This is a genomic window from Iodobacter violaceini (genome assembly GCF_011601265.1).
In the GTDB taxonomy this organism is placed as follows: Bacteria; Pseudomonadota; Gammaproteobacteria; order Burkholderiales; family Chitinibacteraceae; genus Iodobacter; species Iodobacter violaceini.
Genome location: NZ_JAAOLX010000012.1, coordinates 59694 through 82664, shown reverse-complemented (window position 1 = coordinate 82664; position 22971 = coordinate 59694). Strand labels below are relative to the sequence as shown.

20 protein-coding genes and 3 tRNA genes are annotated in these 22971 nt (G+C 49.1%); 17 read left to right on the top strand and 6 right to left on the bottom strand.

Annotated features, from left to right (window positions below; all coding sequences use genetic code 11):
• Window positions 1-13: 13 nt before the first annotated feature.
• From HA050_RS18940 to HA050_RS18930, 3 genes are all read left to right on the top strand, one after another.
• The gene (locus HA050_RS18940; RefSeq protein ID WP_166829719.1) at window positions 14-1246 is read left to right on the top strand and encodes a glycoside hydrolase family 18 protein; all 1233 of its coding nucleotides are present in this window, start codon (window positions 14-16) and stop codon (window positions 1244-1246) included.
• A 568-nt stretch (window positions 1247-1814) separates the two neighbouring features.
• The gene (locus tag HA050_RS18935) at window positions 1815-3626 is read left to right on the top strand and encodes a M4 family metallopeptidase (protein WP_166829716.1); all 1812 of its coding nucleotides are present in this window, start codon (window positions 1815-1817) and stop codon (window positions 3624-3626) included.
• A 95-nt stretch (window positions 3627-3721) separates the two neighbouring features.
• Entirely contained in the window at window positions 3722-5257 is a 1536-nt protein-coding gene (locus tag HA050_RS18930) for a M28 family metallopeptidase (RefSeq protein ID WP_166829713.1), read from the top strand.
• Window positions 5258-5438: 181 nt separating this feature from the next.
• Here the strand turns inward: HA050_RS18930 and HA050_RS18925 are convergent, their stop codons facing one another.
• From HA050_RS18925 to gspL, 4 genes are read right to left on the bottom strand one after another with little or no spacing between them, the layout of a single operon-like run.
• The gene (locus tag HA050_RS18925) at window positions 5439-5777 is read right to left on the bottom strand and encodes a P-II family nitrogen regulator (RefSeq protein WP_099396287.1); all 339 of its coding nucleotides are present in this window, start codon (window positions 5775-5777) and stop codon (window positions 5439-5441) included.
• Window positions 5778-5825: 48 nt separating this feature from the next.
• Window positions 5826-6545: a type II secretion system protein N gene (gspN, locus tag HA050_RS18920; protein WP_166829710.1), complete on the bottom strand. Its 720-nt coding sequence runs from the start codon at window positions 6543-6545 to the stop codon at window positions 5826-5828.
• Window positions 6542-7009 (bottom strand): type II secretion system protein M, encoded by a 468-nt coding sequence (locus HA050_RS18915; RefSeq protein WP_166829707.1) that lies wholly within the window; start codon window positions 7007-7009, stop codon window positions 6542-6544. Before HA050_RS18915 ends, gspN begins: the two co-directional genes overlap by 4 nt.
• A gap of 13 nt (window positions 7010-7022) precedes the next feature.
• A complete protein-coding gene (gspL, locus tag HA050_RS18910; protein WP_166829704.1) occupies window positions 7023-8078 on the bottom strand; it encodes a type II secretion system protein GspL in 1056 nt (351 codons plus the stop codon).
• 237 nt (window positions 8079-8315) lie between these two features.
• Between gspL and HA050_RS18905 the strand changes: the two genes are divergently transcribed.
• Window positions 8316-8400: transfer RNA gene (locus HA050_RS18905), tRNA-Leu, on the top strand.
• Here the strand turns inward: HA050_RS18905 and HA050_RS18900 are convergent.
• Complete coding sequence (locus tag HA050_RS18900) at window positions 8388-8738, bottom strand: hypothetical protein (protein ID WP_166829701.1); 351 nt, start codon at window positions 8736-8738, stop codon at window positions 8388-8390. The two genes, HA050_RS18905 and HA050_RS18900, sit on opposite strands and share 13 nt — an antisense overlap.
• An 81-nt stretch (window positions 8739-8819) precedes the next feature.
• On the opposite strand from HA050_RS18900, the gene tig reads away from it, so the two are divergent.
• The 9 genes from tig to HA050_RS18855 all read left to right on the top strand — a co-directional run bounded on the left by tig (window position 8820) and on the right by HA050_RS18855 (window position 17781).
• Window positions 8820-10127 (top strand): trigger factor, encoded by a 1308-nt coding sequence (gene tig, locus HA050_RS18895; RefSeq protein WP_099396283.1) that lies wholly within the window; start codon window positions 8820-8822, stop codon window positions 10125-10127.
• 89 nt (window positions 10128-10216) lie between these two features.
• The gene (gene clpP, locus HA050_RS18890) at window positions 10217-10849 is read left to right on the top strand and encodes an ATP-dependent Clp endopeptidase proteolytic subunit ClpP (protein ID WP_099396282.1); all 633 of its coding nucleotides are present in this window, start codon (window positions 10217-10219) and stop codon (window positions 10847-10849) included.
• Between the two features lie 126 nt (window positions 10850-10975).
• Window positions 10976-12226: an ATP-dependent Clp protease ATP-binding subunit ClpX gene (gene clpX / locus HA050_RS18885; RefSeq protein ID WP_166829698.1), complete on the top strand. Its 1251-nt coding sequence runs from the start codon at window positions 10976-10978 to the stop codon at window positions 12224-12226.
• 172 nt (window positions 12227-12398) lie between these two features.
• Entirely contained in the window at window positions 12399-14813 is a 2415-nt protein-coding gene (gene lon / locus HA050_RS18880) for an endopeptidase La (protein ID WP_172476501.1), read from the top strand.
• A gap of 84 nt (window positions 14814-14897) precedes the next feature.
• Complete coding sequence (locus tag HA050_RS18875; protein WP_046352775.1) at window positions 14898-15170, top strand: HU family DNA-binding protein; 273 nt, start codon at window positions 14898-14900, stop codon at window positions 15168-15170.
• Between the two features lie 141 nt (window positions 15171-15311).
• Window positions 15312-15387 (top strand) — tRNA-Val (locus HA050_RS18870).
• Between the two features lie 29 nt (window positions 15388-15416).
• Window positions 15417-15493 (top strand) — tRNA-Asp (locus tag HA050_RS18865).
• 129 nt (window positions 15494-15622) lie between these two features.
• Window positions 15623-17455 (top strand): SurA N-terminal domain-containing protein, encoded by a 1833-nt coding sequence (locus tag HA050_RS18860; protein WP_166829695.1) that lies wholly within the window; start codon window positions 15623-15625, stop codon window positions 17453-17455.
• Between the two features lie 143 nt (window positions 17456-17598).
• Window positions 17599-17781, top strand: coding sequence for a hypothetical protein (locus tag HA050_RS18855; protein WP_166829692.1), 183 nt, complete (start codon window positions 17599-17601; stop codon window positions 17779-17781).
• Here the strand turns inward: HA050_RS18855 and HA050_RS18850 are convergent.
• Window positions 17732-18562, bottom strand: a complete 831-nt coding sequence (locus HA050_RS18850; RefSeq protein WP_166829689.1) for an enoyl-CoA hydratase-related protein — start codon at window positions 18560-18562, stop codon at window positions 17732-17734. The two genes, HA050_RS18855 and HA050_RS18850, sit on opposite strands and share 50 nt — an antisense overlap.
• Before the next feature lie 397 nt (window positions 18563-18959).
• Between HA050_RS18850 and HA050_RS18845 the strand changes: the two genes are divergently transcribed.
• The 4 genes from HA050_RS18845 to ubiD all read left to right on the top strand — a co-directional run bounded on the left by HA050_RS18845 (window position 18960) and on the right by ubiD (window position 22920).
• Window positions 18960-19835: a dienelactone hydrolase family protein gene (locus tag HA050_RS18845; RefSeq protein WP_166829686.1), complete on the top strand. Its 876-nt coding sequence runs from the start codon at window positions 18960-18962 to the stop codon at window positions 19833-19835.
• A gap of 179 nt (window positions 19836-20014) precedes the next feature.
• A complete protein-coding gene (locus HA050_RS18840) occupies window positions 20015-20434 on the top strand; it encodes a MaoC family dehydratase (RefSeq protein WP_166829683.1) in 420 nt (139 codons plus the stop codon).
• 39 nt (window positions 20435-20473) lie between these two features.
• Window positions 20474-21370, top strand: a complete 897-nt coding sequence (locus tag HA050_RS18835) for a D-hexose-6-phosphate mutarotase (RefSeq protein ID WP_166829681.1) — start codon at window positions 20474-20476, stop codon at window positions 21368-21370.
• A gap of 26 nt (window positions 21371-21396) precedes the next feature.
• Entirely contained in the window at window positions 21397-22920 is a 1524-nt protein-coding gene (gene ubiD / locus HA050_RS18830; RefSeq protein WP_166829678.1) for a 4-hydroxy-3-polyprenylbenzoate decarboxylase, read from the top strand.
• Window positions 22921-22971 lie beyond the last annotated feature (51 nt).

Sequence of the window (22971 nt, the reverse complement as noted above, 5' to 3'; positions counted from 1 at the left end):
TCGGGATGTGGGGATGAAAAAAATACTAATTGCCTTCGCCGCAGCATCACTACTTGGCGCATGTGCTTCAACACCTTCAAAAAATACAACAGCCTCGGCAGAGCCTGTTATTCCAACCGTTAAATCACATAATAAGCAGGTTGTTGCTTATATCCGTACCTGGCCAATTGGCTCTACGCCAAAAGATATGGATATGGGGCGCCGCTGGCGGGCCAGTGATATTCAGGGAAATCAGCTCACAACTTTAAACTTAAGTTTTGGTTTAATTCGTAATGGCACCGAGGTCTATATTAAAGATTTAGAGCCTCAGCCTAATTCGGATAAGACCGCTACTATCGCCCCATTTGCAAATATGTGGGATGAAGTTGCTAAATTGCAAAGTCAGTATCCGCATTTAAAAGTGAATGTTTCCATTGGTGGCTGGGGAGCAGATGGTTTTTCACAATTAGCCCGAACACCAGAATCACGCGAAAAATTTATTGCGAATGTGATTAAGTTAATTGATGAGCATAATCTGGCAGGGATTGATTATGATTGGGAATACCCTGTTGGCCCGGATTGGCTGCCAATTGCAAAAGACCCGGGTGATAAAGAAAACTATCCCCGCCTTTTAGAGGAAACAAAAGCGGCATTTAATAAGCACGGCGAAAAAACAGGCAAGCAATATCAATTGTCGGTTGCTGTACCGGCAGCAGCCTGGTTTTTGCAAAATATTGATGTGGCGCGCGTAGCCAAATCAGTTGATTTTATGAAAGTAATGGCTTATGACTTTGCCGGATCATGGAGCAAAAAAACCAGTCACCATACCAATCTGTATCAGAACAAAGCAGATCCTGAAGGCGGTGGCTGGAGCACTGATCAGGCAATGAATTTGTACCTTGATGCAGGGGTTAAGCCAGAGAAGCTGCTCATGGGCAGCGCCTTTTACGGGCGCGCATGGCAAGGGGTAGCCGCTGCAAACAACGGCCTGTTTAATGCCTATAAAAAAGCGGCGTACGATGATGGTATCACCTGGCAGGATATTAAGGCTTTAAAAGCCAGGGGGGCGACACGCTATTGGGATCCGGTTGCCAAAGCGCCATGGTTGTTTGATGGTGATTTGATGGTGACTTATGAAGACCAGGAAAGCTTGAAATACAAAGCTCAGTATATTAAACAGAAACATCTTGGCGGCATTATGGTTTGGGAGTATGCCCATGATATGGATAGCGAGCTGCCACGCGTGATTAATGAATCATTAATGTAATCGGTGTTGATCTGTTTATAAAAAAAAGGCCACTTTCAAGTGGCCTTTTTTATTGGCATATATAAAAAAGGTGGTTTTTTTTTGCTGTTTATTTGCAACTTTGTTGCTAATAACTGCAGGCGATATTTAGATAATTTATAAACCAATTTTTCGTACTGTTTTAAACGCGGGTGAATAGCGGGTGGGCAATTTTTTTTGAATGGCTTTGTATTGGTGTATTCCCTGATGTGTAAACCCTGATCGTGCCGGCTTGTACTTAAAATCCTGGAATTTTATTGCGTCATCTATACGAAAATAATTAGGGTTTTTTAAAAAAACATCAAATTGAAAAAAAATCTTGATGTTAGTCAAACTATTCTCTAGTCTTTAATAACAAAGTCGCAAACCAAACAAGTGGCTTGTAATTAATAGTTCTATGGGGCGCATTTATCCAGCGTTGACTTAATCCGAATTGCTATTACGCAGTTAAGCACTGCTGATTAGCTAGTCTGTGCCTGTCATTTATCCCTGGCAGATACCGGCGTTCATTGGGGAACATCCCCGCTAAACTTAAAAAGGGTCGCTAATAATGAAGCAAGCATTAAATCGCGTAGCACGTCCTCTGCTGATGGTCGTTTCATTAGCCGGAGCTTTCAATGCCATGGCCGCTGAACGAGTGGATCTGGAAAATTATGTTGCCCCTGCCGGGCTTACAACGCGTGGTTTGGCAGACGAGGGGGTACATAACTTACTTGGCCTTAAGGCGGATGAATTACAAGCTGCACGCAGCCAGACTTACCCAGATGGCAAGGTTGTTACCCGCTATCAACAATTCCACCAAGGCGTACCTGTCTGGGGCGAAGGCGTGGTTGAAAACCGTGCTGCGGGCGCAGCTCAGCCAGCTTTGTCGGGCGCATTGCTGCGTGATTTGAGTAATGATCTTCCAAGCGCCAAGCCAACGTACTCGCAAACTCAGATTTTGAGCATTGCTAAAACACAGGCGAAAGCAATTAAAACCGAAAATGAACAGGCCAAACTTTATGTGAAGCTGGGTTCTAATAATGTGGCTCAATTGATTTATGTGGTGTCGTTTGTGAATGGCAGTGCAACCAAGCCAAGCCGTCCGCACTTCATCATTGATGCCAATACTGGTGTGGTTTTGGATCGCTGGGAAGGGATTGCTCATAAAGATGCGACAGGACCTGGCGGTAATGCCAAAACGGGAAAATACACCTATGGCACAAATTATGGCCCTCTAGTGGTCACTGATGATTGCAAAATGGTAAGCAGCAATGTAACGACGGTGAACCTGAATCATGGCACAACCGGCTCTACCCCTTATCAGTTTACTTGCCCAAATAACCCGGGCATTGCCATAAATGGGGCGTTCTCACCACTGAATGATGCCCATTACTTTGGTAATGTCGTTTTCAATATGTATAAAGACTGGCTGAGTTTGCGCCCGATTTCCCAGAACTTGCTGATGCGTGTCCATTACAGCAATAACTATGAAAATGCCTTCTGGGATGGCACGGCGATGCACTTTGGTGATGGCGCAAACACCTTTTATCCCCTGGTGTCACTCGATGTGTCCGCTCACGAAGTCAGCCATGGGTTTACTGAGCAAAACTCGGGTCTGGTTTACGCCAAGCAATCGGGCGGGATGAACGAGGCTTTCTCTGATATGGCGGGGGAAGCTGCTGAGTTTTATATGAAGGGCGCGAATGATTTCCTTGTTGGGGCAGAAATCTTTAAGGCCAGCGGTGCATTGCGCTATATGGCTGATCCTACCAAGGATGGCCGCTCTATTGGCCATGCCAGCCAGTATAACGACAGCCTTGATGTGCACTTAAGCAGTGGTGTGTACAACAAAGCCTTCTATTTGCTGGCGACCAAGGCAGGCTGGAATACTCGTAAAGCGTTTGAAGTTATGGCTGATGCTAATCACCTTTACTGGACAGCAAACAGCACCTTTGACCAGGGCGCTTGCGGCGTGGAAAAAGCCGCAGCAAGCCGTGGTTATACCGTGGCGGATGTGACATCCGCGTTTGAAGCAGTAGGTGTAAGTTGTATCGTTAAACCCCCTGTTGTCAAAGTGCTGACTAAGGGCGTGCCGGTAACAGGGCTTGCGCTTGCCAGCAATGCCACTGTCACTTACACCATTGTGGTGCCAGCAGGGGCCAGAAACCTGACATTCAAAACATCGGGTGGCACAGGCGATGCGGATATCTACGCTAAATTTGGCGCAGCACCAACAACGACTGTTTATGACGCTAAATCCGATGGTGGCACCAATACAGAAACCATCACAGTTGCAGCGCCTAAGGCAGGCACTTATTACCTGCTGCTGAAAGCGTACAACGCCTTTAGCAATGTCACTCTGGTGGGCAACTATCAGTAATTAAGTCAGCTCAGCGGCTGTGCCAGGCCGCGTGCCCTGCTACGAATGTGAGCAGGGCTTTTTTTTGGATTTAATAAATTCAAAGGAACGTCAAAATGAAACTAAAAGTGATCCCTCTGCTTTTGTGCAGTGTTTTGCTGAGCGCTGCCGCTGATGCTGCACCTAAAAAAGTCTGGATAACCTTGGGTGATGCGGCCTATTTACAGCTGCAAAAGCTGGCACCGCAAACCATTGCAAAAGAGAGCCGCGCTATTTTGCCGCAAGTAGGTTTACTGGCGGCTGAGCGGGTACATCTGGTTGAAGTGGATGAGCAGCAGCTGGCCCGCTTATCTGCATCTGTGCATGAAGAGCTGCATCGCTGCGGCGGCTTTATGTTTCATGCCAGTGAAGCAGCCGGGCGTCAGGCCTTAACGCCCGTCAGCAGCTTGCTGGCAGCGGCTCACCCCTCGTATACGCTGGATAATCAAAGCGTCGTGAATGCTTTGCTGCCACAAATGCAGGACAGCAATATCGCGCAAACCATTAATGATTTATCTGCTTTTACCAATCGCTACTACACCACGACACATGGTGTTAATGCATCCAACTGGCTGAAAACGCGCTGGCAGCAAATAGCGGCTGGCCGCAGTGATATTACGGTGGAGCAATTTAACCATTCTTGGGCACAAAAATCGGTGATTTTAACGATTAAGGGGACTGATAATCCATCCGAAGTGGTCGTGCTGGGCGGGCACCTTGATTCAATTAATGGTCAGGGAACCAGCGAGAGTACACGTGCACCAGGAGCGGACGATGATGCATCCGGAATTGCCAGCATGACCGAGGTACTAAGGGTGTTGGTCGCCGGGGGGTATAAGCCACGCCGGACACTGAAGCTGATGGGCTATGCCGCAGAAGAAGTCGGCCTGCGCGGCTCACAGGATATTGCCAAAAGTTTTAAAGCTGCGAACACCAATGTGGTTGGGGTGATGCAGCTGGATATGACTAACTATAAAGGCTCGGATAAGGACATCTACCTTTACACCGATTACACCGATAACGCGCAAAATCAGTTTGTGGCTAATTTGCTGACGACCTATCTGCCAGCGATAAAGATTGGCTACGATAAATGCGGTTACGCCTGCTCAGATCATGCATCCTGGAGCGGGCAGGGCTATTTTGCCTCTATGCCGTTTGAATCCTCATTTACACAAGACAACCCTTATATCCATACGGCCAACGACACCTACGCCAACAGCGGCAATCAGGCTCAGCATGCTTTGAAGTTTTCTAAAATGGCGCTGGCATTTATGGTTGAGCTGGGAAGCGATGGTCCTGTAGGACCAGGGCCGGTGGATAAAGTGGAAAACTTCTCCGGCAAGCTGGCGGTGGGGCAAAAGCAAAGTTATGGCCCGTTTAAAGTGGGCGCTGGCGGTGATTTTACTGCTGTACTGAGTGGCACAGGCGATGCTGATTTATATCTGCGTAAAGGCAGTGCACCCAGCACAACCGTGTTTGATTGCAAGTCTGATGGCCCAAGCAGTACGGAAACCTGCGCATTAAACTTAAGCGCAAATGGCGACGTTTATTTACTGCTGAATGGGTATTCCGCAGCAAATTACACCCTTAAAGTAACGTATCGCCCGCAATAAGCAGGATCAGGCCGTGCAGATTGTGCGGCTTGTCTGAGTAGCAAAAGGAAGGTGTGGCGTGTGTCTTTGTAGAAAATGCGGCCTGTCAGGCCGCATTTTTTGATTGAGCAGCCAGCAGAGGAGCTGCATTTCTTTAGTGTGAGCGGTTTAAGCCCGTGTTGTATTCTGCACAGCGGCGGATTTAAATGGCCTGTTCGTTAATCTCGCCCGTACGAATTCGTACAACGTATTCAACAGGGGTGACAAAGATTTTCCCGTCGCCAATTTTGCCGGTATTGGCCGCTTTAATAATGGCTTCAATGGCGGTTTCTACCTTGTCATCTTCAAGAACGACTTCGATTTTGGCTTTAGGTAAAAAATCGACGACGTATTCTGCTCCCCGGTAAAGCTCGGTATGGCCTTTCTGGCGGCCAAATCCTTTCACTTCGGTCACCGTGAGGCCGGATATGCCAAGCTCCGACAGCGCTTCACGGACTTCATCCAGTTTAAATGGCTTGATAATCGCTTCAATTTTTTTCATCGTTCTTCCTTTTCGCGGTGGCTTTCTGCTGGAGTATAGGGCGGGTGTTTATAAGCCAAGTTTTAGTTCGCGCTGATCACCGTTTAACGGCATGCGATCCAGGAGGGGGGCAAAGAGGCTTTCTTTGCCGCTGGCCGCTTTGAGCTGGAGCGAGCCCTGCGGGCCGCGCTGAGGATCCACTTTGCCTTGCCCTGAAATGGTCAGGGCAGCACCGCCCTCAGGCGAGATTGTCCAGTTTAATTCAGGCTGTAATTTGATCCGGTAGCTGCCAAAGGGATTGGCCTGCGGGGTCACGAGCGAGCTGGCATTTTGCCAGAGTAAGCTGACTTCACTCGTTTGTGGCTTGCTTATCCGGCTGGCTTCCAGGGTGAGCTGGCCGCCAAGCTGAAACGGAGCCAGCTTTTTGTCGAGCGCAAATAAAGGTGCGGCAGGCAGGGTGAGGCTGACCGATTCGAGGCGGTTGCCGCCCGCGCCAAGGGCTAACCATGCTTTGCCAGCCTGGCTGCCATAGCGGGTATCCAGCTGCCACATCAGTTGCCCTTTGAAAAGCTTAAGGGGCTGCCACTGCCAGCGCACTTCATCCAGCAGCTGCTGGCCACTGATGCCAAGGGGGGTTAGCCTGCCGGACCAGATGGTGCCGCTTACGCCGCCTAACTGCACGGGGGCGGGGACAAATTTCAAAATAAATGAAGCTGGAAATTGCAAAATCAAAAATAAAATCAGCAAAGGAATAATGAATTTGCTGCGGTGATAAAGATATTGCTTCATTGGCGTTCTACCTCTGCGCTCAGCTGCACAATGCCATTGTGTTCTGCTCCGCTGATTTGCAGGTGATTGATATGCGAGCCGGTTTCGCTGCGAAGTGCTGAAAGCAGGGGAAGTGCATCGGCAAAGCGAATCTGTGCGATTTTAATCTGCAGTTTATCTGCTGTGAGTGCCTGAATGTCTGCGCTGGTGTTTCTGGCGTCCAGACTGGCTTGCACTGCAGCGCGCAAATCGCCATTGCGGCTTGGGCCTGCGGGGGTGGATTTGATCTGCGCGAGTTGTCTTTGCAGCTCTGCAAGTTGCATTTGCATCTGTGGCACTTGCTTGCTGAGCTGTGCCCGGGAGTTGTTAACCGGCTGCCATACTCCCGCATAGAGGATTGCAAAAAGGGCAAACAGGCCGCAGCCGCTTAAATAAAGCCGCTCGCGGGGTTTGCATTGTTGCCAGAATTCTTTCAGTTTGTTCATTTTCTTAGGTTGCTCATTTTACGGCTTGGGCGCGGATCAGAACTTTCATGCGCCCTGTTGTTGCAGGCTGGGTTTCTGCTGATAATCCTGCCCCTTTAAGCTGAGACTGCAGGCTGCCCGCCTGAGAATCTGGTAACTCTAAACTGAGCTGGCCATTGGTGTAATCGAGCTGCGTCAGTTGCAGGCCATTGCCGGCAATGCCGGCCACTTGCAGGAGCAGGTCCAGCCCGTCACCATTACCGCTGCGAAGCCCACCTCGATCACGCAGTTTGCTTTGCAGCTGTAATACTGGGTCAAAGACTGGCTCGCCGGGAAAGGCCGCCGCATAGGTCTGGCGCATTTCACGCTGTAAAGCCAGTTTGCTGCTGCGTAATTGCCACCAGTCGCCAATTTGCCCCGCTAAAACCAGTGCAAAAATAGCACTCAATAGTAGTGCCGGGGTTTGCAGGATTTTCCAGTCAAAACGCCACTGGCTGCGCTGGGCAAAATCACCTTGCAGTAAATTTGTACCTGGCACGCTGTTTTGTATTAAATCAGCAAGGTTGAGATCTTGTTTTAATGCGTCACCAATCAGTGCCTCAACGATAAGGGCATCATCAAGCTGGCTGTATTGTCCTTCCGGCGTGCGCACGAGGTATGTTTGCTGATCCGCAGCAACGCACCAGCCTTCGCCATCAGGCAGAAAATCATAAAGACTCCACGCCGCTGAAGGAACAATCTGATGCCCGGCCAGTAAGCTCAGGTATTGCGTCAGCCATTTTCGGTCTGCTGCAATAATTTTATTATTCTGGTCATTGAGCCCAAAGTGCAGTGATGCAGCAGGACTGAGCAGGCGATCCTCTAAAAGATGGGGCAAAAGTTTTTGCCGCCTTGCTAAAGATTGCTTTGGCAGCTCTGCGCGATAAATATTTGAGAGCGCTGCAGGAACAATAAGCTCTGTTCTTTGCGAAGGCGGAAGCGCGCTGAGCTGTGCCGTGCCGGATTGCTGGCCGGCAAACCAGCGAACTTCTGTCGTAGCAAGATCGCAAGCAGGAAGAATACGCAGGAGTGTATGTATATGATCGTTCACGGGAGGGGTGAAGTAAGAGTGTATAGGGTGAAAAGCTGTGCGGAGTATGACATAAACTTTTTATGGGCTGTATAGATTGCGATTATCTTACTGTTATATTAAAGATTTTCGTGCCTGTTGTGACGGCTGCTTAAATTATTTTGAAATATTTTCTAAATAAGGCTTGGCAAAGTAAAAACCTTCAACTAGAATGCGGGTCTTCCTTCGGTGCACAAGCAACACGCAGCGATGAGAAGTGGGGGGTTGGCGGAATTGGTAGACGCACTGGATTTAGGTTCCAGCGCCGTAAGGTGTAAGAGTTCGAGTCTCTTATCCCCCACCAAATATTCTGAAAAAAGCCGCAAGAGCATTGCTCTTGCGGCTTTTTTTATGTCCGAAATTCCGGTTGCATAACTCTTTTCTTGCGGGAAAATCGCGCGAAGCATCCGTTTTTTTATTGGCCGGAGCTTGCGGTCTAAGCCTTGTGGCTGCTGTGTTTTTGGCCGCATGGGCGCTGGTTAATAATTCTGTTTGGATTTGCGTGCCGTTGTGCGCTAAACTTACCGACTTTGTTGGTAAATCGCGGTGAGTGCTGCGTGCTGATCTGGTTTTTCTGTCTGTTTTGGCTGGTCTGAGACGGGGAAGCTGGCAAGGTAAAAGATCATGACTGATGATCTGCATATTACTGCTGATGAGCTGGCTTTATCCCCTATTTATTAAGATGCGTGTACGCGCGTTGATCCCCCATAGGAATGGTTTGAAATGCAAGTACAACTAGAAACCCTGAATCAACTCGAACGTCGCCTGTCTATTTCTGTGCCACGCGCAGAAATTACCGAGCAAGTTAACGCGCGTTTGAAGCATGTTGCTAAGACTGCAAAAATTGCAGGTTTTCGTCCGGGCAAAGCGCCGATGAAAATCGTTGCACAAAACTACGGCTTCCGTATTCAGGAAGAAGTATTGGGCGAAACGGTTGAAGTGAGCTTTGGTCAGGCCGTACAAGAGCAAAAGCTGCGTGTAGCAGGTTACCCACGTTTCGAGCCAAAAGATGCGGCGGAAGAAACGGGCGATTTCCAGTTCTCGGCTACTTTTGAAGTGTATCCGGAAGTTGTGATCGGTGATTTAGCTGCTGCTCAAATTGAAAAACCAGTATTGGAATTGTCTGATGCTGAAGTAGAAAAAACAGTAGACATCCTGCGTCGCCAGCGTACTCGTTTTGAGCGCGTAGAGCGCGAAGCCGCTGATGGCGATCGCGTGATTGTAGATTTCAAAGGCTCAATCGACGGCGTATTGTTTGATGGTGGCTCTGCTGAAAACCACGCTTTCCTGCTGGGCAAAGGTCAGATGTTGCCAGGCTTTGAAGCCGGTGTGATTGGTATGAAAGAAGACGAAACCAAATCGGTTAGCGTTGAATTCCCTGCTGATTACCATGGTGCTGATGTTGCAGGCAAAACTGCAGTATTCGAAATCACGGTTAAAAACGTGGCTGCTGCTATCTTGCCGGAAGTGGATGCAGACTTCGCAAAAAGCCTTGGTATTGTTGATGGCGATGTAGAAAAAATGCGCGCTGAAGTACGTGGCAACCTGGAGCGTGAAGTGCGCTTCCGTCTGAAAGCCCGTGCTAAAGAAAACGTCATGACTGCACTGATTGCTGCTGCGCCGGTTGAATTGCCTAAGGCTCTGGTTCAGCTGGAAATCGGTCGTTTGGCTGAAGGTGCATTAGCAGACTTGAAAGCACGCGGTATCGACCCAAAGTATGTTCCGTTCTCGCCAGAAATGTTTGAAGCGCAAGCACAGCGCCGTGTTCACCTTGGTTTGGCATTGGCTGAGCTGGTTAAGGGTAACGGCCTTGAAGCGAAAGCGGATCAGGTAAAAGCGGTTGTTGAAGATTTGGCGCAGAATTACGAAGATCCAAGCGAAGTTGTCGCATGGTACTTTGAAGATCGTGAGCGTTTGGCTGGCCCGGAATCAATGGCGTTGGAAGACAATGTGGTTGAGTTCGTTCTGGCTAAGGCACAGGTAACTGAAAAAGGTATGTCCTTTGAAGAGCTGATGGGCCAGCAAGGCTGATCATTCTCGGTTACTGAGGTGCTACGATAAGGTGTCATCATGGGTGACACCTTATCGTTTGAATGACCATAAATTTCTGAGAGAAAAAGATGTCGAGACAAGAATTTGATCCGCAAAACCTTGGGTATATCCCGATGGTCGTTGAACAAAGCGGCCGGGGCGAGCGTTCTTATGATATCTACTCGCGCCTCTTAAAAGAGCGTGTTATTTTCTTGGTCGGCCCGGTAAACGATCAAAGCGCAAATCTGATTATTGCGCAGATGTTGTTTTTGGAATCCGAAAATCCAGATAAAGATATTCATTTATATATCAACTCCCCGGGTGGCTCAGTCACTGCAGGCCTGGCCATTTACGACACCATGAATTTTATTAAGCCGGATGTGTCGACAATGTGCGTGGGGATGGCGGCCAGTATGGGGGCTTTCCTGCTTTCCAGTGGTGCTAAGGGCAAGCGTTACGCTTTGCCTAATTCACGAATTATGATTCACCAGCCTTTGATTGGCGGTTTGTCGGGCCAGGCATCTGATGTGGAAATTCATGCGCGTGAATTAATTAAAACTAAACGTTCGCTGAATGAAATGCTGGCAAAACATACTGGTCAGAGTATCGAAGCCGTTGAGCGTGATACAGACAGAGATAACTTTATGAGTGCTGCAGAATCAAAAGACTACGGTCTGATTGATGATGTATTGCAATCTCGCAGCGCGGCAGCCGCTAAATAAGGCTGCGTCGGATCGTGACAATGCCGCCAGCGTGCCTGGCGGTTTTTTATTCTAGTGGCCTGTCAGGTTTACTGTTTTTAATCAGACAGGCCGCAATGGCCCGTTTTTTGGGGTGTAGGTTAGGCGATGTCAGAAAAACTCCTTTATTGTTCTTTTTGCGGTAAAAGCCAGCACGAAGTGGTTAAGCTGATTGCTGGTCCACAAGTTTTTATCTGCAACGAATGCATTGAGCTTTGTCGTGATGTGCTGAAAGACGAAGCTGCTGCTGTGATTGGCGAGACTGAGCAAGTTACAGACAGCAAGCGTGTGCCTACGCCGATGGAAATTCGGACCACGCTGGATTCCTATGTAATCGGGCAAGAGCGCGCTAAAAAGATTTTAGCGGTTGCGGTTTACAATCATTACAAGCGGCTGACCAGCAATAAGTCCAGTGATAATGATGTGGAATTAGCCAAGTCAAATATCCTCTTAATCGGGCCTACTGGCTCGGGTAAGACTTTGCTTGCACAAACCATGGCCAAGCTTCTCGATGTGCCGTTTGTGATTGCGGATGCCACAACACTGACTGAAGCGGGCTATGTGGGTGAAGATGTTGAGCACATCATCGCCAAGCTGCTGGCTCAGTGTGATTACGATGTAGAGAAAGCACAGCGAGGCATTATCTATATCGATGAAATCGATAAAATTGCCCGTAAATCTGAAAACCCTTCGATTACCCGTGATGTATCGGGTGAGGGTGTGCAGCAGGCGCTGCTGAAACTGGTTGAGGGTACGGTTGCTTCCGTGCCGCCTCAGGGGGGGCGTAAGCACCCTAATCAGGAGATGCCGCAGGTTGATACCACCAATATTCTGTTTATTTGTGGCGGTGCGTTTGAAGGCCTCGACAAGATTATTCGTAATCGTTCAGTGAAGAGTGGCATTGGCTTTGGTGCTGAAGTCATGAGTAAAGATGAAAATACCAGTGTTGGCAAAATGTTACACACGGTTGAGCCGGACGATTTAATTCGTTTTGGTCTGATTCCAGAGTTTGTAGGCCGTTTGCCGGTTACTGCTACGCTGGAAGAGCTGGATGAAGCTGCGCTGGTATCTATCTTAACTGAGCCAAAAAATGCGCTGATCAAGCAGTACCAGAAGCTGTTCTCGCTGGAAGGGGTTGAGCTGGAAGTGGGCAAAGAAGCTTTGGCTTCGATTGCACACAAGGCTATGGAGCGTAAAATTGGTGCACGTGGTTTGCGCTCGATTGTTGAATCATCTCTGCTGGATATCATGTACGAGCTGCCTTCACTGAAGGGGGTTGAGCGTGTGGTTGTGGATGAATCTATGATTAAAAACGCTACTGCTCCAACGATTGTTTACGCAGATCCTGCTGCGGCTTAATGTGTGATGACACTTGCATGCAGTGCGTGCAAGTGCTTTTAAATTTAGAATATTTCATATGCCCTGGGGGTATTTGAAATATTCAGGTCAGATTTTAGTTCTTGGGCATTGTATTTCCTTGCCTGCACCCCCATGATCTGGGGGATAAATCCATTATTGAGGACCCTTGTTGATGTCCCAAACTGTTGCGTTTGCTGACGATGTCCATTTGCCGCTGCTGCCGCTACGAGATGTGGTGGTGTTTCCGCATATGGTTATCCCGCTATTTGTGGGTCGCCCAAAGTCGATTCGTGCGCTTGAAGCCGCGATGGAAGATGGCCGCCATATCCTGCTGGTTGCGCAAAAAAACGCCCAGAAAGATGAGCCAGGCCTGGCCGATATTTATCCTGTAGGTACGATTGCCAGCATCTTGCAGATGCTGAAGCTGCCCGATGGCACCGTTAAAGTGCTGGTGGAAGGCGGGCAGCGCGCCGAGGTAACTGATATTGATGAAGAGGCAGGTTTTTACAGCGCCATTGCTCATCCGGTTGATGTCAGTGGCGAGCAGGGGCATGAAGTTGAAGCTATGCGCCGTGCCTTGCTGACTCAGTTTGATCAGTTCGTTAAGCTTAATAAAAAAATACCGCCTGAAATTCTGACCTCTCTTGCCGGGATTGAAGATGCTCACCGCCTTGCCGATACCATCGCTGCGCACCTGCCTTTAAAGCTGGAGCAAAAGCAATCTATTCTCGAAATGTTCGATCTGCGCCGCCGTATGGAGCAGCTGTTAAAACAGCTGGAATCCGAGCTGGATATCTTGCAGGTTGAAAAGCGCATCCGTGGCCGCGTAAAGCGCCAGATGGAAAAAAGCCAGCGCGAGTACTATCTGAATGAGCAGGTTAAGGCAATTCAGAAAGAGCTGGGTGAATTAGACGAAAACGCCGATATCGACGAGCTTGATAAAAAAATCAAGAACGCAGGTATGAGTAAAGAGGCGCGCGATAAAGCTGAATCCGAGCTTAAAAAATTACGCATGATGTCGCCGATGTCGGCAGAAGCCACGGTGGTGCGTAATTACATCGATACGCTGCTTGATCTGCCGTGGAAAAAGAAAACCAAAATCAGCAAGGAATTGCCAGCTGCTGAGTTGGTGCTTGATACCGATCATTACGGCCTTGAAAAGGTGAAAGAGCGCATTGTTGAGTACCTTGCGGTACAAAGCCGTGTTGAAAAGCTCAAAGCGCCGATTCTGTGCCTTGTAGGGCCGCCAGGGGTAGGTAAAACTTCTCTGGGTGAGTCGATTGCCCGCGCAACAAATCGCAAGTTTGTGCGTATGGCTTTGGGGGGCGTGCGTGATGAATCTGAGATTCGTGGTCACCGCCGTACCTATATTGGCTCTATGCCCGGTAAAATTTTGCAGTCGATGACTAAAATTGGCGTGAAAAATCCGCTATTTTTACTCGATGAAGTCGATAAGATGGGTGCGGATTTCCGTGGCGATCCTTCTTCTGCCTTGCTGGAAGTGTTGGATCCGGAACAAAACCATGCATTCAGCGATCATTATCTTGAAGTCGATTTTGATTTGTCAGATGTGATGTTTGTTGCAACAGCTAATTCTCTGAATATTCCTCCTGCTTTGCTGGACCGGATGGAAGTTATTCGTTTGTCGGGCTATACCGAAGACGAAAAAGTGAATATTGCCCTCAAGTATCTGGTGCCTAAGCAGGTGAAGGCAAATGGGGTGCAGGAAGGCGAATTAGTGATCTCAGACACGGCTGTGCGTGATGTGGTGCGTTACTACACGCGTGAGGCAGGTGTGCGTAGCCTGGACAGGGAGATTGCCCGTATCTGCCGTAAGGTAGTGAAAAGTCTTCTGATGAAACCAAGCGATAAAAAGATTACTGTTACGCCGAAAAACTTGGAAAAGTACTTGGGTGTACATCGTTTTGATTACGGTGTGGCCGAGCAAACCAACCAGGTGGGGCAGGTAACAGGCCTTGCATGGACCGAAGTTGGTGGCGAATTACTCACCATCGAAGCGGTAAAATTCCCAGGCAAGGGCAAGATGATACAGACTGGTAAGCTCGGTGATGTGATGCAAGAGTCCATCCAGGCGGCTTTATCAGTTGTGCGAAGTCGTGCAAAAGCGTTGGGAATTGACCCGGATTTCTATCAGAAAATTGATATGCATATCCACTTTCCTGAAGGTGCTACACCGAAAGATGGTCCGTCTGCAGGGATTGGTATTGCAACCGCAATGGTGTCGGTATTGTCGGGTATTCCGGTTCGCTGCGATGTTGCAATGACCGGTGAGATCACGCTGCGTGGCGAAGTATTGCCAATTGGTGGTTTAAAGGAGAAACTGCTTGCTGCTCACCGCGGTGGCATTAAGCAGGTGTTAATTCCTGAGGGCAATGTTAAGGATCTTGCCGAGATTCCTGACAATGTGAAGCGCGGACTAACCATTCACCCAGTTAAGTGGATCGACCAGGTGTTGGGGTTTGCCTTAGAGCGTTTGCCGGAGATTTTGCCGGAAGAAGTTGTGAGTGTGGAACCCGTTCTGCCGCAAGCTGGGGTGGAAGTGACCGGACAGCTTACAAAACATTAGTTGACACAAGATTTTGTGGCTTGCTATAAAGCTGTAGTCAATAGTTAATCGTATCAATCCAATCAGAATTGTAAGGGGACGTAAGTGAATAAATCGGAACTCATCAACGCCATCGCAGAATCCGCTGGTCTCTCCAAGGCTGATGCAGGTAAAGCTCTGGATGCAACAGTAGAAGCCGTAACGAACGCACTGAAGGGCGGCGACGAAGTAACGCTGGTCGGCTTTGGTTCTTTCTATGTGTCTGAGCGTGCTGAGCGCAGTGGCCGTAATCCACGTACCGGTGAGACTATTGCAATTGCAGCAGCGAAACAGCCTAAATTTAGGGCTGGTAAATCTCTGAAAGATGCAGTACAATAATCGTCTTGCATTGCTGACTAAGTCTTTTTTAGTGCAGTAATGTGTCCTTAAGGTGATTCGCTCGGTTATCTGAGCTTTTGCCTTTCACATGGTTAATTTGCATACGTTATATATGCTGCATTGCCTGTGTGAAATGGAAATGGGTGATTAGCTCAGTTGGTAGAGCGTCTGCCTTACACGCAGAATGTCGGCGGTTCGACCCCGTCATCACCCACCACTCGCTGTACGAAGAAGTGGTCGCATTGTGGAGTGGTAGTTCAGTTGGTTAGAATACCGGCCTGTCACGCCGGGGGTCGCGGGTTCGAGTCCCGTCCGCTCCGCCAATAAAGATTAAAACAAAAAGCCAAACAGAAATGTTTGGCTTTTTGTTTGTCTATTAGCTGCCTGAGGAAGACAGGCAGGCGTCAATCTGGCATTATATGCCGCGAATCACTCGCGGAGTTGCCTGTCTCATGTTTTCCTTTGTTGAAAAGAACAAAACCGCCGTTCAGGTGGTCCTTGGCCTTGTGTCTCTTGGTCTTGTTGTTGGTGTTGGCCTGACTGGCTATAGCGCTATGGAAGGTGGTGAATCGTATCTGGCCAAAGTGGGCCAGACTAAGATCACACCCCGTGAACTCGCTCAGGCCATAGGTAACCGCGCCGTTCCCAATGAGATGAAGCCTATGGTGCTTGAACAGCTGGTTAAAAAGCAGCTTTTACTTGAGCAAGCCGGTTTATTGCACCTGGATGTGTCTGACGATCAGATTCGTAATGCGATTGCTGCGATTTCTGATTTTCAGGAAAACGGTAAGTTCAGTGCTCAGCGCTATAAAGACCTGCTTGCTGCCCAGCAAATGACCCCCCTCGATTTTCAGCAGCGTGTTCGTGACGATATTGCGAGCAGCCATCTGCTTGCAGCTTTCTCCAGCGGCATTCAATCTACTGCCGTGGCTGACTATATGGCAGCTTTGCTGGGCGAAAAACGGGATGTGGCGATGCTGCAAATCGCGCCTGCAGCTTTTTTGCCACAGGTAACGGTGTCTGATGCCGAAGTAAAAAAATACTACGACACGCATACTGCCGAATTTAAACTGCCTGAAATGGCCCGTTTAGAATATCTGGTTTTTTCTCAGCAAGAATTGGCTAAAAACATTTCAATCAGCCCTGATGAAGTGAAAAAATATTTTGAGGCGCATCAGGCTCAGCTGACAGGGGAAGAGCGTAAAGCCAGCCATATTCTGATTGCTTTGGCGAAAGATGCAAAACCAGAAGCAAAAAAAACCGCACAGGCTAAGGCTGAGGCTATTTTACTGGAGCTGAAAGCAAATCCGGCACGTTTTGCTGATATTGCCAAAAAAGAATCGCAAGACCCAGGTTCAGCAGCAAATGGTGGCGATTTGGGTTTCTTTGCCCATGGTGCAATGGTGAAGCCTTTTGATGATGCGGCATTTAAGCTGAAAAAAGGGGAGATCAGCGGTATTGTGGCCAGCGATTTTGGTTTGCACATTATTCGTCTTGATGATGTTCGCAGCAAAACATTTGCAGAAGTTCAGCCCGATGTTGAGCAAAAATTAAAGCTCGAAAAAGTAAGCCAAAGCTTCCAGAAGCAGGCAGAACGGTTTAACGAGCTGGTGTATCAGCAGGCAGACAGCCTGAAGCCTGCAGCAGAGGCCTTTAAACTGCATGTACAGCAAAGTGACTGGCTTACGCGTACTGCCGCTAAGGATGAGCTGCTGAACAACGAGAAGCTGCGTGAAGCTGCTTTTAGCGACGATGTGCTGAAAAAGAAACATAACTCCGAAGCCATTGAAGTGGCATCCGGTACGCTGGTGTCGGTCAGGGTGATTGAATCTAAACCGGCGCAGTCGCAGAAGCTGGAAGCCGTCAGTGCGGACATCACTGCAAAGCTTAAGCAAGAGAAAGCGCTGAAGCTGGCGATTGAAGAAGGGACTAAGAAATTAGCCGATCTGAAAAAAGGCGGTGCAGATACTTTAACGTGGCCAGCTGCTCAGGCCATGGCGCGTATGGGCCAGTCTGCAGTTCCTGAAGCACAGGTCAAAGAGATCTTCCGTGCTGCGGCGGATAAATTACCTGCTTATGCAGGGGCTGAAGTGAAGGGCCAGGGGTTTGCATTGTTTAAGGTGGTGAAATCGACCCCCGCACCTGCACTGGATGCCACAATGCGCCGGCAGCTGAGTGAAAATATGGTGCAAATGTATGGCCAGGTTGAAGTAGCCAGCTACTTGCAGGCACTTAAGTCGCAAATTAAAGTGGACTACAAGCTGAAGGCGATGGCGGCTGAGTAAGCTTTGATGGGGGCATAAAAAGATGGCAAGGACCTGTGCCTTGCCATTTTTTATTTTATCGATTGAATTTTCTTACTGCTATGCCGATATTAAGAATAAGCAGAGACGCTAGATTTCTGTTTTAGCCCCGAGGAGATATTGCCATGATGACCGTATTCAATATGGAAGACGGAAGCACAGAGCTGGATAAGGTGGATATCCTCACTGGTGAGGATGATGTTTTGCACCATCCTTTGCCGCGTTTGCAACTGCTGACTGTGGCCGAGTCTGAGTTTGTCAGCCGTTCTGCGGGGCCTCATCGCCATTTAGTTTTACCGCCCGGTTAATATGCCATGACGGGGGGCGCTTGCCTAAATAGGCGGCTACCCCCTCTCTGGCCTCCTCATGGGTTCTGATATGGGCGATGCGGTGTGCGGTATCAGAGATCATTGCGTCATCTATTGGGCGGTGGACAACCGAAGTAATAAGCCGCTTTGCTGCAGTAAGCGCATGCGGGCTGTTTTGTAACAGCTCGTTAATCCAGGTTTGCACCTGATGATCCATTGCGGTTTCATCGGCTTTTACTTCATGCAATAAACCAAGTTGCAGGGCGGTGTGGCAGTCAAACTGTTCTGCCGTCAGCATAAAGCGTCTGGCAGCACTGATGCCGATTTTGCTGATGATATAAGGCCCTATTACAGCAGGGATCAGGCCAAGGCGTACTTCATTGATCCGGAACCAGGTGTTGCAGCTGGCTACGGCTAAATCACAACAGGCAATTAATCCCACTCCTCCGCCTAATGCCGGTCCTTGTATACGTGCAATGGTAGGTACGGGCAGTCGTTCCAGCGTCTGCATCAGCCGGGCTAATTTTAAAGCATCTTCAAAGTTGCGGTGCTGATCAAATTGGGTGGCATGGTGCATCCAGCTTAAATCTGCACCTGCGCTGAATGTGGATCCTTCGGCGGTGAGGACAACAACCCTTAAATCAGAGTTCTGGCCAAAGGCGGTGAGGGTGGCGGTCAGCTCGGCGATCAGCATATCGTCGAAGGCGTTACAAATTTCGGGTCTGTTTAGGGTAATTGTGGCGATACCGTGGCTAAAGTGTGTGTGTAATGTATCGCTCATACTCGCACCTTAATGAGGCTTGCATTGATTTGAAATCAGGATCAGGGCAATAAATCAGGGTAAGGTATTGCCACAAGGGGAATGACAGGAATTTGCGAGTCAGTTTAGTCAAGCCCGGTGCTGTGTGTTAGAGTGCGCGCCACTCTGGGCTGATGGAAGGCAGTGAAAATATTGACTTCACCCATGCTTTGGATTAGAAAAGTTTACTGTAATGTTGGCGTGTAAAAGTGCTGAGATAGCGCGCTTTTTATTCTGGCAAAAGTTGTATGGAATGAAAATCCTGCCTGAGCAGGCAGGATGTGTTTAAGTGTGTGGCAGGGTGTTTTGTGTTTGCCCGGGAGGACAGCGGGCAAACTAAGACTTATCGTTTTGTTCTACGTTTGATTTATTAGATGCGATGCGAATTATTTACTGGCTTTACCTGCTTGGTGTGTTTGCTTTGCCTGCCTGGGCCGAGCGTGTCCTGATTCCCGGCGCTGAGATCATTTTATCTGCAAAATACTTACCCCCTCCTTTTCCAGACGCAGGCCCTGCGGCGGCCGTACTTCTGCTGCACGGCTGCAACGGCTTAAGCCACAGTAACGGGATTAACCCCCGTCCGGACCGGATGGCGGCTCTTTTGCAGGAAAAGGGCTATGCAGTACTGATGCTGGATAGTTTTAGCGCCCGTGATTTGCAAGAAATATGCAGTGTGCCATTAAGTAAACGCACACTCAGCCCCAGAATGCGTGCAGAAGATGCCCGCCATGCACTTGAATGGCTGAAAGCGCGTAAAGAGATTGATGGAGACCGTATCGGGGTGATCGGCTGGTCACACGGTGCCACTTCAGTACTGGCTTTGCTGGGGCAAAAACAACCATCGGTGCGAGTTGCTGTGGGTTTTTTTCCATCTTGCAGCTCTTATTTACTCCGGGACAAATATCAGGTAACTGCGCCACTTTTATTGCTGGTTGGGGAGGATGATGACTGGACGCCTGCAGAGTCTTGCCGGGCCTTAGTGGCACGCGCAGATCAGCCAACATTCCGCTTGATTACCTATCCGGATGCCATGCACGATTTTGATAATATCAGCTTAAAACCAGATGAAACAAAGCGGCTGACACTGGGTGCATCCAGCGTATCGATTGCGTTTAATGCAGAGGCAAGCTCTGATGCTTACCGGCGTACCTTCAAATGGCTGTCACCCTGGCTTGATTTAAATCGCATTCCCATTGCGCCGCCTGTATCGCGTCATGGTGTAACAGGAGCAGGTAAAACACCGGTACTTAATTAATCTGGCTGTATTTGGTATTAATTTTTCATGAATTGGCAAACTTATCGTGACCTGTGGCTCATCCGTGTTTACGCTGCAAGTGCATATTGTTGGTGAGTCTGTTTGTACCCTGGTTTATTGAAACAATAAAACAGGAGCCTGAAAGTTAAATCACTTAACGCGTTAATGAGGTGCATTAAATGGCTTATTACATTGAAGATTTGCAGCCGGGTCTGATTGCTGAATATCGCAAAACCTTAACTGAGGCCGATATCGTTTTATTTGCCGGTATTTCTGGCGACAATAACCCCATGCATATTGATGAAGAGTACGCATTGGCTACGCGCTTTGGCGGGCGGATTGTGCATGGCATGCTCAGTGCAAGCCTGATTTCTACCGTGATTGGTACCCGTCTGCCAGGGCCGGGGGCGATTTATATGGGGCAAAACCTGAAGTTTCTGAAGCCGGTTAAAATCGGTGACACTGTCACTGCAAGGGTAACCGTCAGTGAAGTGTTGCCAGATAAACAGCGTGCCCGCTTGCTGACAGAGTGCTGGGTAAAAGATGAAAAAGTAATTGATGGTGATGCACTGGTCTGGGTGCCCCATCGCCCGGCCTGAAGACAGCAATTTAAAGATGACGTGTTGAAGGAGTTCTCTATGCAAGCAAATCTTGCCACCCTGCTGGCAACTGTCCCGGAAATCAGCCTGTGCTCATCCGCAGATCTATATGGCAGGGAAGAACCGGGCTTACCTGTTTTGAAAATTCAGGGGGCATCAGGCAGTGCTGCAATTGCTTTGCAGGGCGCTCATTTACTGTCATTTATTCCTGCGGGTGGGCGGGAGCTGCTCTGGCTGTCGCCCAAGGCTGTTTTTGCCGCAGGTAAAGCAATCCGCGGAGGGATTCCCCTCTGTATGCCCTGGTTTGGCCGTCATCCTGCAGGCTTACCTGCCCATGGCTTTGCGCGCTCAAGCAATTGGGATGTCACTGAAGCCGAAATTCTGGGTAATGGTGATATCAAAGTCGTGCTCGAACTACATGATACAGCGGCAACTCAGGCCTTATGGCCCCATGCGTTTGTGTTTCGTCTGGCATTGACGGTGGGCCGCGAGTTAACGCTGGCGCTGAGTGTGGAAAACTTAAGCGATCAGCCTGCTCCCTTTTCGCAAGCTTTTCACAGCTATCTGGCCGTGCCTGATGTCAGTGAAATTGCGATTAGCGGGCTGGAAGCTTGTACCTATGTCAATACGCTGCTGGAAGGTCATCCGCGTAAAGAGCAGGAAGGCGATTTGCATGTGCAGTCGCTGACTGATCGTGTTTATTTAAACGTACCCGCAAAACAAGTGATCAGCCACGGCTCAGGGCAAACCCATATCGTGAGTGATACCCACTCTGCCATCGTCTGGAATCCTTGGGAAGACGCTGTAAAACTGGCCGATGTGGGCCAGGGTAATCATACGGGCTTTGTTTGTCTGGAGCGTGGGGACGTGCTGGATAATGCATTGACAATTGCAGCCGGTGGTATTTACCGCGCCAGCATGACTATATCCGAGTAATGGTTGTTTTTGCCTGAGTCCTGTTTATGCAATACCAAGATTTGCGTGATTTTATTGAGCAGCTGGAAAAACGTGGCGAGTTAAAAAGGGTGAAAATCCCTGTTTCGCCCTATCTCGAAATGACCGAAATTTGTGATCGCACTTTGCGTTCAGAAGGCCCGGCGATTTTATTCGAGAATGTGCCTGGCCATAGCATGCCCGTACTGGCTAATCTCTTTGGCACGCCAACAAGGGTGGCTAATGGCATGGGCGCGGCAGAGATTAGCGCGCTGCGCGAAATCGGCAAGACACTGGCCTGTTTAAAAGAGCCGGAGCCACCTAAAGGCTTGCGCGATGCCTGGGGCAAGCTGCCGCTGCTTAAGCAAGTCTTGAATATGTCGCCCAAAGAAGTCAAAAATGGCCCTTGCCAGGAAGTTGTTTGGGAAGGCGCTGATGTGGATCTGGCGCGTATTCCTATTCAGCACTGCTGGCCGGAAGACGCTGCACCGCTGATTACCTGGGGCCTGGTGGTAACACGCGGCCCTAATAAAAAACGCCAGAATTTGGGGATTTACCGCCAGCAGGTGATCAGCCGCAATCAGGTGATTATGCGCTGGCTGGCGCATCGTGGTGGTGCTTTGGATTTCAGAGAGCACGCATTGCAAAAGCCCGGCCAGCCTTTCCCGATTGCCGTGGTTTTGGGTTGCGATCCTGCCACCATTCTGGGCGCGGTGACGCCCGTGCCGGATACCCTGTCTGAGTATCAGTTTGCGGGCTTATTACGCGGTTCTAAAACCGAGCTGGTCAAGTGCCTTGGCTCTGATTTGCAAGTGCCTGCCCGTGCCGAGATTATTTTGGAAGGGCATATCCAGCCAGCAGAAAAAGGCTTCACCGGAGTGAGTGAAGCAGGTATTCCGCTTAAAGAAGCGGGGGGCTATCTGTATGCGCTTGAAGGCCCGTATGGCGACCATACCGGCTATTACAACGAGAAAGACTGGTTTCCGGTATTTACTCTGGAGCGCATTACTACGCGTAAAAATCCGATATACCACAGTACCTATACCGGCAAGCCGCCAGACGAGCCTGCAGTGCTGGGCGTGGCATTAAACGAAGTCTTTGTGCCTATTTTGCAAAAGCAATTTAGTGAAATTGTGGATTTTTATTTGCCGCCCGAGGGCTGCAGCTACCGGATGGCGATTGTTTCTATTAAAAAATCCTACCCTGGCCATGCCAAACGGGTGATGTTTGGTGTGTGGTCATTTTTGCGTCAGTTTATGTACACCAAATTTATTGTGGTGGTCGATGACGATATTGATATCCGGGATTGGAAAGAAGTCATCTGGGCCATTACAACGCGAATGGATCCGGTAAGGGACACTACCCTTGTAGAAAGTACGCCCATTGATTATCTGGACTTTGCCTCACCCGTCAGCGGGCTGGGTGGCAAAATGGGCCTGGATGCCACTAACAAATGGCCGGGTGAAACCAGCCGGGAATGGGGCAGAACCATTGCCATGAATAATGAAGTAAAAGCGCGAGTAGATGCTATTTGGTCAGATTTGGGGCTATAACACTATTAAGATGCTGTTTTTTATTTGCCATGTTTGTTGATAAGAATTTGA